Source organism: Pseudanabaena sp. Chao 1811, from assembly GCF_027942295.1.
In the GTDB taxonomy this organism is placed as follows: domain Bacteria; phylum Cyanobacteriota; class Cyanobacteriia; order Pseudanabaenales; family Pseudanabaenaceae; genus Pseudanabaena.
Map to the genome: position 1 here is coordinate 2,765,076 of NZ_CP101416.1, position 14,258 is coordinate 2,779,333.

The 14,258-nt window shown below is 45.0% G+C and carries 6 protein-coding genes; 3 read left to right on the forward strand and 3 right to left on the reverse strand.

Annotated features, from left to right (window positions below):
• Positions 1-10: 10 nt before the first annotated feature.
• Complete coding sequence (locus NMG48_RS12725) at positions 11-2,158, reverse strand: sigma 54-interacting transcriptional regulator (protein WP_271251903.1); 2,148 nt, start codon at positions 2,156-2,158, stop codon at positions 11-13.
• Between the two features lie 101 nt (positions 2,159-2,259).
• On the opposite strand from NMG48_RS12725, the gene NMG48_RS12730 reads away from it, so the two are divergent.
• Positions 2,260-3,078 (forward strand): sulfurtransferase, encoded by an 819-nt coding sequence (locus NMG48_RS12730; RefSeq protein ID WP_271251904.1) that lies wholly within the window; start codon positions 2,260-2,262, stop codon positions 3,076-3,078.
• Between the two features lie 180 nt (positions 3,079-3,258).
• Here NMG48_RS12730 and NMG48_RS12735 read toward each other — a convergent pair whose 3' ends face one another.
• Positions 3,259-4,983, reverse strand: a complete 1,725-nt coding sequence (locus NMG48_RS12735) for a ShlB/FhaC/HecB family hemolysin secretion/activation protein (RefSeq protein WP_271251905.1) — start codon at positions 4,981-4,983, stop codon at positions 3,259-3,261.
• A gap of 226 nt (positions 4,984-5,209) precedes the next feature.
• On the opposite strand from NMG48_RS12735, the gene NMG48_RS12740 reads away from it, so the two are divergent.
• Both NMG48_RS12740 and NMG48_RS12745 read left to right on the forward strand, forming a co-directional pair.
• Entirely contained in the window at positions 5,210-8,326 is a 3,117-nt protein-coding gene (locus tag NMG48_RS12740) for a DUF4347 domain-containing protein (protein WP_271251906.1), read from the forward strand.
• A gap of 78 nt (positions 8,327-8,404) precedes the next feature.
• Positions 8,405-12,301, forward strand: a complete 3,897-nt coding sequence (locus NMG48_RS12745; protein WP_271251907.1) for a DUF4347 domain-containing protein — start codon at positions 8,405-8,407, stop codon at positions 12,299-12,301.
• Positions 12,302-12,713: 412 nt separating this feature from the next.
• Here the strand turns inward: NMG48_RS12745 and ilvA are convergent, their stop codons facing one another.
• On the reverse strand, positions 12,714-14,225 hold the full coding sequence (gene ilvA / locus NMG48_RS12750; RefSeq protein WP_271251908.1) for a threonine ammonia-lyase, biosynthetic: 1,512 nt from the start codon (positions 14,223-14,225) through the stop codon (positions 12,714-12,716).
• Between the last annotated feature and the right edge of the window lie 33 nt (positions 14,226-14,258).

Sequence of the window (14,258 nt, forward strand, 5' to 3'; positions counted from 1 at the left end):
AGGTTTTTTATTAAAGGATAATTACCCACAAGGCGATCGCTAAAATCAGCGTACTCCCATGTTGAGGTAAGAGCGATCTCCAAGACTGACGCGCAATCTTTTGGGTTAAAACCCATGTCAGTACCACTGAAAAAATCAACACAGTTCCTTGCAAAAATGCTGTTACCGCAGGATGGGCGATCAAAATAGGAAGACTTGAGCCATCCATTCCCAAAGTTGCCCAAGTTACAGGCAAGACACGACCAGCTTCTTGTAGGAAAAGACGTAAATAATGGGCAAGATTTGCGCCCAGAGCTAGGGGTAAATATCCATAGGCAAGCTGGATAAAGGACTTGGGTTTACAGGTGTTAAGTCCATAGGGTAGCTGATTGTCTTGGCAACTTTTCTTCCAGTTAACCATGATGAAATGGAGCGATCGCATAATGCCATAGGCAACTAGGGGAACTGCTGCGACAACCAGCAAAATCAGCACCGATAGCCCTAAATGCGGTAAGAATGCATCTGCATCAATTTGCCATGCGATCGCTGTTTGAATCTCTGGCAACCGATGGAGAAATGCACCACCCAACAATAGCAATAGCAAAGCGACTTCATAGGTGCGCGGCACATGGGTTGTCCATAACTCGATCGCAGGTGGACGCAGATTAAACTCTACGGAACGATGGGGGCAAGCCTTGAGACAGGTCATACATAGCACACAGTCCCGATTGTCTTGCAGTTGAGCAGGATGGGAATAAAGCGGACAGCCATTTGTTTCTAAACCTTCGCCTTTTTTCGCGCCACCCTTATAGCATTGATAGGTAGTGCATTCTGCGGAACAAGTCCCTTGCTGAGCGCGTAACTCAGTCATGGAGAGTTTCGCAAATAGTCCATTCATGCCGCCAATTGGACAGAGATAGCGACACCAATATCGCCGCTCAAAAATTACCGAACAAATCATTGCTCCTGCCGTAATCAACAGTAGTAAATAAGCTGAAAGATAAGCGGTATTTTGTAAATCCCAGAGTTCTTCCCAGAGATAAATCAATACAAATAGACCAAAGAGAAACCAACCGCCCCACCGTTCGGAAAGATCCCGATTCCAATGTTTTAGCTGTCGGGGGAAGAGCCACAGTGATATTTTTTGCGTAACTTCGCCATAAATCATAAATGGACAGATCGCGCACCACAGTCGCCCCACAAATGGAAATCCGATCAAAATCAATGGCCACCACCATGCCCAAAATAAGTTAAGAGCAACATTGCGATCGCGGGTTTGGGGTGCTAAAAATAGCGTCGCGACCACGATCGCAAAAAATGTGAGTGTAAATCCGTAGTTAATGCGATCGGTGAACCATTCACTGCGTAAGAAACGGCGCAAACTAGGATAGGCATTGAGTAGATTAAACCGAAATTTCTTTCCCTTGGGTTGGGGTGACCAAAACACAGCCTCAGTTAGAAATGGTGCATTCAAGGACTGCACGATTGCCCGTCCTACTAAAAATCGGAGTTCCTTTAAATTTTCTGGGAAGTCATAGCTTTGTAAACTGCGGAGGGCTTCGGCAGTGATCGTCGGTTTGGGAATACCGCGATCGCGACAGAATAAACTAATGTAATATTCCACATGGGGTTTAATGTCAGCCTTACGGACTCTCAATGCAGGAACTTTGATGGAATGTTTCACATGGGATTCGCAAGTGGGTTGAGATTTCTCTGTCACCATGATGATCCGCGTTTCACAGATTAACGGCTCCTCCTGTTCATCACTGCCAACGGGGCTATAGGTGCGCGTTTCTAAAAGCTGCACAATCTTGGGAATCAGTTCCTCTGGTAGTTCTTGAATATTGTTTAGAACGAGAGTTCCTGTTCCTAAATAGGTCAATAAGCCAGCATTCCCCCCTGTTCTACCAAATAGCTCGGCTCCACTTGCCTGTACTAAATTGCAATTGACCTTGGCGATCGCTTCCCGTCGATAGGTCGAGTTAAAATGAATCAACGCCGCAATATTATCCTTATCCAGCCCCGGTTCTCCAAGGATCAATACTGGCTCTCGATCTTCACTTGCCTGTTTAATTTCATGGCGTAGTCGCGTTGCATAACGACTCTTGCCAATGATTCCGCGCTCGGCTTTGGTAATTAAGTAGGGTTGTAAAACCTGCGATCGCTCTTTTATAAACATAGTTTCACTAGATCGATTTGTATTGCAGTTTATTATGGATCAGTTAGGAAAGGGGCTACTTCGTAGCCCCTTTCTTGAAAATTAGCGATAAAATCAAAACTATGCCTAATCCTCACGTTGTTTCCGCTAACTGGCTACAGGAACATCTCCATGATCCGCAGATGGTCGTGGTTGATTGTCGCTTTTCGTTAATGGATATAGCTCTTGGGCGTAAGCAATATCAAGAGAGTCATATTGAAGGAGCCTATTATCTCGATCTCAATCTTGATTTATCTAGTCCTGTCCAAAAACATGGTGGTAGACATCCTTTGCCAGAGTTCGAGCAGCTAGCCACAAAGCTATCGCAAATCGGCGTAACCAGTGAAACAACCGTGGTTGCCTATGATGATTCGCGATTTGCTTTTGCCTCAAGGTTATGGTGGCTATTGCGCTATATGGGACATGAGCGAGTAGCCCTTCTCGATGGCGGTTTTGCAGGTTGGAAAGCCCAAAATTATGCAACTAGTTCGGAAATTCCTCATCCTAGAATTGGGAAGTTTATCCCCCAATTACAAACGGAATGGGTAGTGGATATCGAAACAGTGAAAGCGCGTAAGGATTTACCAGAAGTGGTTTTAGTCGATTCGCGAGAAGGCGATCGCTATCGGGGTGAACGCGAACCTATCGATCCGATCGCAGGTCATATCGAAGGCGCAGTTAACTATCCTTGGATGGAAGTTACTAATGAGCAGGGTTTTGTGGTGGCGAATCAAAGCGATCGCTGGCGGTCAGTAAAAAATGCTGAAGAAGTGATTGTGTATTGCGGTTCGGGTGTAACTGCTTGCGTGAATTTATTATCGTTGAAATTAGCGGGAATTGAGACTGGTAAACTCTATGCAGGTAGTTGGAGCGATTGGTGTTCGTATTTAGACCCCATTTAAGAATTCAAGGATTTGCCCCCTAATTAGGTAGTGCTAAAATAGGTAAGAATGGGCGGCGCTTCGCGCCGCCCATTCTTACCTATTTATTTAGGACTATCTAGGGGTTAGGGCTGCAACACTTGCTTGAGATGAAATTTTTGACTGCATTCATTTCTCAAACATGATCTTAAAATGCTTTCCCTAAAATAGGTAACCGATACTGAAATAAAGAGCTGATTCTTGCAAATTAGAGCCGCGATCGCTAAGGTTCACAAATGGAATTGCATAATCTAGACGTAAGTTAAGACGTTTAATCGGTTCTACTAATATGCCCAGTCCACCACCTGCTAAAAAGTTTTGATTGGGGAGAACATTGAGGTTTCGGGAGTTGTTCCAAACTGTGCCAAGATCGACAAAAGGAGCTAACTGAACGATGGTTCTTCCTTCCTCATCTCGTGCCACCACAAATCGGCTCTCCAAAGAAAGACGAATCCCATTATCACCCGATCGAGCATTTTGACGGAAGCCTCGCAAGGATTGCCCACCACCAATCACAAACTGCTGTGATGGTAGAAGAGGATCGGCTGAGAGTTGCGTATCTAAAGAACCAATCAAAATAGTATCAGTGCCAAGAACCTGAACTCGTTGAATCTGTCCTAACCAACTCAGGAATGATGCACTAGGAGAAGTAACGAAAGTTGCGCCAAATAGCCCTGTACCAAGACTAAACTGCGATCGCAAAGACCAGACTCCTTCGGTATCACGACTAATATAGTCTTGCCCAAATTTAAAGACGCTGGTGCGGCTAGTGCCATCGGCTTCAGGTCCAACCCCAAATGGTACGGCAAGATCGTTGAATAGAAATGTCTGACCTCTTTGATATTCATAGCCTAGAGACAGTGCAAATTCTTCACGGGGATTGCGAATTAAAGGCTGACGATATGTAGCGGAGTAAACTTCGTTGTTGCCACGAATATTGAAGACATCAAATGGGGACTGGGTAATGCGATAGTTGCTAGGTGCAAATCGAAGGGAGACGGTTCCATTCATCGGATTGACGGGAATGCTAAAACCAAAATCATATTGATTAGAGCCGCCCGTTGTGGTTCTGGAATAATTGGCAGTAAATACATCTCCCATGCCGAAGAGATTGCGGTAACTGAGTCCTGCCCCCATGCGCTCGGAACCAACCGCAGGCGGAGAGAAGTTGTCAAAGCTAACCGATCCTGCTAGTTGATTTGCTTCCACAACTTTAATTGTGAGTATGCTTAAACCAGATTGACTACCTGCCTTGAGACTAGCATCTACGCTTGTAAAATTGGGATCGGCACGTAGGAGACGCAGTTGATCTTCGAGGTTATTGGTGTTGAGAGGATTCCCAGTTCCTAGCTCGGCTCGCGATCGCACGTAGTCTGGATTAAGGGTATTAACACCTACAACTTCGATTTTTTCGACTTTTCCTTCTGAGACCTGAATCTTGGCAACACCATCAACGACACTTTGAGGCTTATATATGGCTTGAGAAGTAACATAGCCATTGCTGACATAAAGCTGGGTAATGGCATTGGCGGCGGCTGTCAATTGCTCTTCAGTGACTTCTTTCCCTTCAAGAGGTTTGGTGATGGGATCGAGATTGTCTGCACCAAAAACTGTACTGCCAACAACTTCAATTTTTTTGAGAGGAATTGCTTGAGCAATTTGGGCTTGAGAAGTTTGCGTTTGAGCAATTTGAGATGGAGAAGTCGTAGGAGAAGAAGCTAATTTTTTTGAGGAAGTAGAACTTGATAGTGAAGGTGTTAACTCTGAGGAGATGGTATTAGCATTAACCGATAAGCGACAGTCTATTAATAAAATTGTAGAAATACTTAATACAAATAGCTGAATTTTCTCTGTGCCAATCTTTGATCTCGCTATTTTTATATTCATAGTTTTTGCTTTTACCTTATCTCCTCACTGACAAGAGAAATCGTAGCATATACAGTGTATGTATCTTACAGAAATTATGCATGACTTAGAAATAGCCTAACCAGACAGCTAAATCATTAATTGTTTCACTATGTAACATCACCAAATCAATTTGTAATAAATGTCTTATTGATAATGTAAATTAGGATTTAAGGCAAAGTAAATTTCGATGTAGTTGTTGGAGATTATGATGAAGTCAGTTTTGGGAATGTATTGGGCAACTACAGCAATCGCGATCACCCTGTCACCGATAGTCCTGACAGCACCAGTCACAGCACAATCAATTACCGCAGCTCAAGACGGAACGAATACCGTAGTAATGTCAAATGGACAGCAGTTTGACATTACAGGTGGAACGCAAGCAGGAGCGAATCTCTTCCATAGCTTTCAACAGTTCGGATTGAATCAAGGACAAATCGCCAACTTTCTGAGTCAACCAAACATTCAAAATATTCTCAGTCGAGTCGTTGGCGGCGACCCATCAGTAATCAATGGCTTAATCCAACTGACAGGCGGAAATTCCAATCTGTACATCATGAACCCCGCAGGGATAATCTTTGGAGCAAATGCCAGTTTAAACGTCCCAGCTTCCTTCACAGCCACAACAGCCAATGGCATCCAAGTAGGAAATGGATGGTTTGGGATGAACACCAGTGCCAGCGATCTGCAAAATCTGACAGGAAATCCCAATGCTTTCGCATTTACTAATTCTTCTATTTCTAATATCCAAGGACAAACATCAGGAGTAATTCTCAATCAAGGAAATCTCAACGTTCCCCAAGGAAAAAGCATCTCCCTAGTGGGAGGGATTGTAATCAACACAGGAGCGATCGCAACTGCCAATGGCACAATCAATATCGTGGCAGTACCCGATGGTAAGTATGTACGAATTACACCTGAAGGTGGTGTACTCAGTTTTGATCTGCCCATCGCCACCCAACAAGAACTAGGCAATACAAAGCCAATTACAGGGATAGATTTACCACAACTGCTAACTGGTTCAGGGATTACTGCACCGACACAAGCAGGAACTGCGATCTCAACGGGTAATCTCACAGCAGCAAACATCAATATCCTTGCCAATCATTACGACACAACGCAAGCATCTCTGAATGCAGCAAATATTCAACAGGGATGGAACTTAGTCTTTATCGACAGCACAGTTAAGAACTATCAAACATTGCTTGATGGAACTAATGGCGGCAGTAGTGTCACCTTGATTAATCCTGATCAGTATGGCATTCAGAAAGTGACTGAGACTTTAGCGAGTGTCACAGGTGCAAATAGTTTGCATATTGTCTCTGAGGGTGATGTTGGTAATTTCTGGCTGGGTAAGGATTTTGTTAGTACAGAGAATATTGCTAAGTATGCTAACGATCTTCAAGCATGGAAAACATCTTTATCTCCTGCGGCGAATATTTTGCTCTATGCCTGTAATTTGGCAAATGGAGAGAATGGAGCGGCGCTAGTTCAGGCAGTGAAGAACTATACAGGGCGAGAAGTAGCGGCTTCCACTGACTTGACGGGTAGCAGTAATCTCGGTGGTAATTGGAATCTGGAATATCAGACTGGTAAACTGAATACGGGAGTGGTGTTTAATTCTGAAGCCCAGAATAGTTATGATGGCAGACTTGTCACCTTTACGACTACGAATATTAATGATGCAGGAGCAGGGTCTTTAAGACAAGCAATTCTCGATGCTAATGGTTTGGCGGGTGCTGATACGATTCGATTTAATACCACGGGTGTATTTGCCACACCTCAAACAATCAATCTGACATCGGGGACGCTGAATATCACTCAAGCTCTGACGATTCAGGGGACTGGAGCTAGTAATCTCACTGTTAGAGGCAACAATACTTTTGGGATTTTTAATATCACTGCTGGCAATGTCACGTTTGATGGTCTAACGATTACCAACGGTAGAGGTGTCAATGGTGGTGGCATAAGTAACAATGGTGCTGGAGCCTTGACTGTCACCAATAGCAATGTATCGGGAAATACGGCAACTAATTGGGGTGGTGGGATTTTTAGCTTAGGAGCCTTGACCGTCACCAATAGCACTGTGTCGGGTAATACGGCAACTAACGTTGGCGGCGGGATTCTTAGCTTAGGAGCCTTGACCGTCTCCAGTAGCACTGTGTCGGGTAATACGGCAACTAACGTTGGAGCTGGTGGAATTTACGGTGGCTCTACGACGACTATTACTAATAGTACAGTGTCAGGAAATATAACAGGTAATACTGTTGGTGGTGGTGGAATTGCTATAGACGCTGGAGGAGTCTTGATACTTACTAATAGTACTGTGTCTGGGAATAAGTCACTTTTAGATGGAGGTGGGATTTATTTCTTTTTTAGCAGGGGTACAATCTCCAACAGTACAATTACAAACAATACTGCCGATGCCGATAACAATAACTCAGGCAATGGGGGCGGGATTTTTAATAACAGCGCTAACATAGTTACTATCAGGAACTCGATTATTGCTGGAAACTTTGACACTCCAAATAATGCTGGATTGGGAGTAAAAAACCCCGACGTAAGTGGAGTGTTTGTTGATGGTGGCAAGAATTTGATTGGCGATAAAACTGGAAGTGCCAACTTTACCGTCAGTACTCTAGTCGGCACAGCCGCAAACCGCCTCAATCCCCAACTTGCTCCACTTGCCAACTATGGCGGCGTAACTCTTACTCATGCGCTCTTACCCAATAGCCCCGCCCTAAATGCAGGAAATAACGCCAATGCCCCAGTAGGTAACGATCAACGTGGAGCAACCCGAATTATTGGTGGAGTTGTCGATATAGGAGCATTTGAATCTCAAGGATTTAGTCTCACTCCCCTCACCAACAGCACACCCCAGAGTACAAATATCAACACCAGTTTTGCTCAACCCCTAGGAGTACAAGTCACCGAAAACTTCGTGAATAGCCCAATTCCCGCACCAAATATTCTCGTCACCTTTACTCCACCATCTAGCAGTGCAAATGGTGTATTTGCTGGAAACACCAGCGTACTAACCAATAAACTCGGCATTGCCGTCGCTCCTACATTCACTGCAAATGGAGTTTCAGGCAGTTACGAAGTTACAGCGACAGCAACAGGATTTAAACCAGCAACTTTCACACTTACCAATAAAGTTGCTGGTGGATTTGGTGGCGTATTTCCTAGCCGAGAGGATTTAGAAGGACGTTCTCCCAGATTAGATGAGCAAGATCTAGATATAAGTTTCACACAGGTTCTCTGTCTCGATGCTTCTATCGCAAATGCTCAGACTAATTCCATTCCTACTTGCAAAGATAAATAACAGAATTTTATTGCCTCATTAATTTAGGTTAAATTATACTTTCGGGTAAAGTAAATCTTGATTTAGCGGCTGGAGAGCATGATGAAGTCAGTTTTGGTAATGTATTGGGCAACTGTCGCGATCTCGATCGCCCTATCTCCAGCACAGTTGCTCACAGCACCAGTGAACGCGCAATCGATCACCGCCGCTCAAGACGGAACGAACACCGTAGTATTGCCTAATGGACAGCAGTTTGACATTACAGGTGGAACGCAAGCAGGAGCGAATCTCTTCCATAGCTTTCAACAGTTCGGATTGAATCAAGGACAAATCGCCAACTTTCTGAGTCAACCAAACATTCAAAATATTCTCAGTCGAGTCGTTGGCGGCGACCCATCAGTAATCAATGGCTTAATCCAACTGACAGGCGGAAATTCCAATCTGTACATCATGAACCCCGCAGGGATAATCTTTGGAGCAAATGCCAGTTTAAACGTCCCAGCTTCCTTCACAGCCACAACAGCCAATGGCATCCAAGTAGGAAATGGATGGTTTGGGATGAACACCAGTGCCAGCGATCTGCAAAATCTGACAGGAAATCCCAATGCTTTCGCATTTACTAATTCTTCTATTTCTAATATCCAAGGACAAACATCAGGAGTAATTCTCAATCAAGGAAATCTCAACGTTCCCCAAGGAAAAAGCATCTCCCTAGTGGGAGGGATTGTAATCAACACAGGAGCGATCGCAACTGCCAATGGCACAATCAATATCGTGGCAGTACCCGATGGCAAATATGTGCGGGTTACGCCTGAAGGTGGGGTGCTGAGCTTTGATCTACCGATCTCCACCCAACAAGAACTAGGCAATACAAAGCCAATAACAGGGATAGATTTACCAAAACTGCTAACTGGTTCAGGGATTACTGCACCGACACAAGCAGGAACTGCGATCGCAACGGGTAATCTCACAGCAGCAAATATCAATATCCTTGCCAATCGCTACGACACAACTCAAGCATCTCTGAATGCAACGAATATTCAACAGGGATGGAACTTAGTCTTTATCGACAGCACAGTTAAGAACTATCAAACATTGCTTGATGGAGCTAATGGTGGTAGTAGTATCACCGTGATTAATCCTGATCAGTATGGAATCCAGAAAGTAACTGAAACCCTAGCCAGTGTGACGGGAGCAAATAGTCTGCATATAGTTTCTGAGGGTAATGTTGGCAATTTTTGGCTGGGTAAGGATTTTGTCAGTACAGAGAACATTGCTAGATATGCTAACGATCTCCAAGCATGGAAGACTTCTCTATCTCCTGCGGCGAATATCTTGCTGTATGCCTGTAATCTAGCAAATGGAGAGAATGGAGCAGCACTAGTTCAGGCAGTGAAGAACTATACAGGGCGAGAGGTGGCAGCTTCGACTGACCTCACGGGTAGCAATAGCCTTGGTGGTAATTGGAATCTGGAGTATCAGACTGGGAAACTGAATACGGGAGTGGTGTTTAATTCTGAAGCTCAGAATAGTTATGATGGCAGACTTGTCACCTTTACGACTACGAATATTAATGATGCAGGAGCAGGGTCTTTACGACAAGCAATTCTCGATGCTAATGCTTTGGCGGGTGCTGATGACATTCGCTTTGACCCGAATGTGTTTAATGGCGCTCAAGCAGCGATTACCTTAGCATCAACCTTGGCGATTAATACCACTACTGGTGGTCTCAACATCAGTGGCGCATTTGGGGCAAGCAATGTCACGGTGAGCGGTAACAATGCGGTAGGGGTGTTTGATATCGTGGGTAATGGCAATACTACGTTTGATAGTTTAAGGATTATTAATGGTAGAAGTGTCACTGGTGGTGGCATAACCAATGGCTCTGGAGCCTTAACTATTATTAATAGCAACATATCGAGTAATACGGCGACAAATATCGGTGGAGGGATTTTTAGCGTTGGAGCCGTAACTCTCACCAATAGCACCGTGTTGGATAATACGGCAACCGATACCGGTGGAGGGATTGTGAGCAATGGAGCCGTAACTCTCACCAATAGCACCGTGTTGGATAATACGGCAACCGATACCGGTGGAGGGATTGTGAGCGTTGGAGCCGTAACTCTCACCAATAGCACCGTGTCAAGGAATACAGCAAATAATGGAGGAGGGATTTTTAGCGTTGGAGCCGTAACTCTCACCAATAGCACCGTGTCGAGTAATACGGCTATTGATGGTGGAGGGATTTTGAGTAATGGAGCCGTAACTCTCACCAATAGCACCGTGTCGGGTAATAGGGCAAATAATGGTGGCGGAGGGATTTTGAGTAATGCCGTTACTGTTACTAATAGCACCGTGTCGGGTAATAGGGCAAATAATGGTGGCGGAGGGATTTTTAGCCTTGGAACTGTGACTCTCACAAATAGTAACGTATTGGGTAATACGGCAAATAATGGTGGCGGAGGGATTTTGAGTAATGGAGCCGTAACTCTCACCAATAGCACCGTGTCGGGTAATACGGCAAATACTGCTGGAGGAGGGATTGTGAGCACTGGAACCGTAACTCTCACCAATAGCACCGTGTCGGGTAATAGGGCAAATACTAATGGAGGAGGGATTGCGAGCACTGGAGACGTAACTCTTACCAATAGCACCGTGTCGGGTAATACGGCAAATACTGCTGGAGGAGGGATTTTTAGCGGTGGAGCCGTTACTGTTACTAATAGCACCGTGTCGGGTAATACGGCAAATACTGCTGGAGGAGGGATTGCGAGCACTGGAGCCGTTACTGTTACTAATAGCACCGTGTCGAGTAATACGGCTATTGATGGGGGAGGGATTGCGAGCACTGGAGCTGTAACTCTTATCAATAGCAACGTGTCGGGTAATACGGCAACAAATAGCGGTGGAGGGATTGTGAGCAATGGAGTCGTGACTCTCACAAATAGCACCGTGTCGAGTAATAGGGCAAATATTGTTGGTGGAATTTTTAGCAATGGAGCCGTGACTCTCACAAATAGCACTGTGTCGGGTAATACGGCAACAAATGGTGGAGGGATTGTTGGCAATAATGGAGGTACGATCACCAATAGCACGATTACTAACAATACTGTCAATATAGGCGGTGTTGGTGGGATTTTCCGTAATGGAGGCATATTCACGATTACAAATTCGATAATTGCAGGTAACTTTGACCGAGGATTGCAAGCTTCTGACTTGGCTAGTAATGTCGCAGGAGTAGGTTTTACCAATGGTGGCAATAACTTAATCGGCGCAAATAATGGCTTTGCGGCGACTTTTGCCAATAGCTCCCTCGTTGGCACGATCGCCAATCCTGTCAATCCCCAACTTGCACCACTTGCCAACTATGGCGGCACGACCCTAACTCATGCGCTTTTACCCAGTAGCCCCGCCTTAGATACAGGAAATAACGCAGGTGTAGCCGCTACCGACCAACGCGGCGCAACCCGTATTTTTAACGGTAAAGTCGATATCGGTGCTTTTGAATCTCAAGGCTTTGGTCTAACGCCTCTAACCAATACCACACCCCAAAGCACAAATATCAACACTAGTTTTCCTCAACTGCTAGGCGTACAAGTCACAGAGAACTTTGTAAATAGCCCAATTCCTGCACCAAATATTCTCGTCACCTTTGCTTCATCACCTAGTAGTGCCAATGGAGTATTTACAGGAAATACTAGCATCCTCACTAATAATCTTGGCATTGCCCTAGCTCCAACATTCACCGCCAATGGAATTCCAGGTAGTTATTCAGTTACAGCCACAGCAACAGGATTTAAGCCTGCTACTTTCACACTTACCAATAAAGTTGCAGGTGGATTTGGTGGTGTATATCCTAGTCGTGAGGATTTAGAAAGACGCTCTGCTAAATTAGATGAGCAAGATCTAGATATAAGTTTCACACAGGTTCTCTGTCTCGACGCTTCGATCGCAAATGCTCAGACTAATTCCATTCCTACTTGCAAAGATAAATAACTAAAGTTTATTGCCTCATTACAGCGCTTTGCGCTTTCTTAAAAACCAGATAAATTTTGAAAAAGCTTGCGAAGCAAGCTTTTTCAAAATTTATCTGTACTATACCAACCCTAAATAGGCTGTAAGTAGATGAGCATATTAAACCCTAAAACCAAAGATTGTTCCGCCCGCTACGCGGGCGGAACAATCTTTTCGGTTTTCAGTTTATTTATGCCTAGCTACTTACCTAGCTACTTAATTTAGATTAAATTAGACTTTCGGGTACGGTAAATATTTGATGTAATGGCTGGAGAGCGTGATGAAATCAAGTTTGGGAATGTATTGGACAACTGCCGCGATCGCCCTTAGAAATGATATTGCAGTTTGCATTTTGCCTTAGGCAAAATGCAAACTCAACCTCTTCAACAGAACATCAACCTAAAAATAGCTTGTAGACAGGATTTTGGCTTTCATCCCAATAGCGATAGCCGAGGGTGTCGAGAAATGCTTGCCACTCTGCCATCTCCGACGGTGGAACCTGCACACCGACAACAATTCTGCCGTAGTCAGCACCATTGTTCCGATAATGGAATAGACTAATATTCCAATGGGGACTCATCGAACCAACGAACTTCATTAATGCGCCCGGACGTTCAGGAAACTCAAAGCGATAGAGTAGTTCATTGTGGGCAAGGGGCGATCGTCCGCCGACCATGTGGCGCAAATGCAGTTTTGTCAGTTCATCATCGGTAATTTCGATCGCTGTAAATCCGTTTTCCGCAAAAGCCTTCGCTAAGTTAGCTGCATCGGCTCGATTCACAATTTGGATGCCCGTAAAAATATGGGCGATCGCTTGATCGGCAATGCGATAACTAAATTCGGTGAGGTTGCGTTTACCCAAAAGTTCGCAGAACTTTCGTAGACTTCCTGCTTGTTCGGGAATGGTCACCGCAAAAATAGCTTCTCGATGTTCGCCTAGTTCGGCACGTTCAGCAACAAAGCGCAAACGATCAAAGTTCATATTTGCACCACAGGCGATCGCCACGAGCGTTTGACCTTCGATGCCTTCACGCTCGACATATGCCTTTGCCCCTGCGATCGCTAAAGCGCCAGCAGGTTCCAAAATTGAGCGAGTATCTTCAAAAACATCCTTAATTGCCGCACAGGTGTTATCCGTATCGACTAACAAAATCTCATCGACATATTGCTGACAAAGGCGAAATGTCTCTTGCCCAACTTCGCGTACAGCCACACCATCGGCGAATAGTCCCACTTGATCGAGGCGCACCCGATGTCCTGCCTGTAGCGATCGGGACATGGCATCGGAGTCCTTGGGTTCCACTCCGATGATTTTGATCTCAGGTCGCAAGCGCTTTATGTAAGCAGCTACCCCTGAAATTAAGCCACCACCACCGATCGCTACAAAAATCGCATGAATCGGCTTTTGACATTGGCGTAAAATTTCCATCCCAATCGTTCCCTGACCTGCAATCACATCAGGATCATCAAAGGGATGGATGAAGGTTAAATTCTTTTCGGCTTCCAGTTGACGGGCATGGGCATAGGCATCATCGTAGGTATCGCCATGCAAGACTACTTCTCCACCACGCATTTTTACCGCATTCACCTTTACGAGCGGGGTAGTTACGGGCATGACGATAATTGCCTTTGTGCCGAGTTCGCGAGCGCTGAGGGCAACTCCCTGAGCATGATTTCCTGCGGAAGCGGCGATTACCCCATTGGCGAGGAGATCGGGTGGCAATTGTGCCATTTTGTTATAAGCACCGCGCAGTTTAAAAGAGAACACCGACTGCATATCTTCCCTTTTTAGCAGCAGTCGATTGTTCAATCGTGCCGATAGATTAGGTGCAAACTCTAAGGGTGTTTCTTGCGCGACATCATACACGCGAGCTTTGAGGATTCGTTCTAAGTAGTCAGATTGCATACAGATCGCACAGTGCCGTCAGCCTAGTCATCA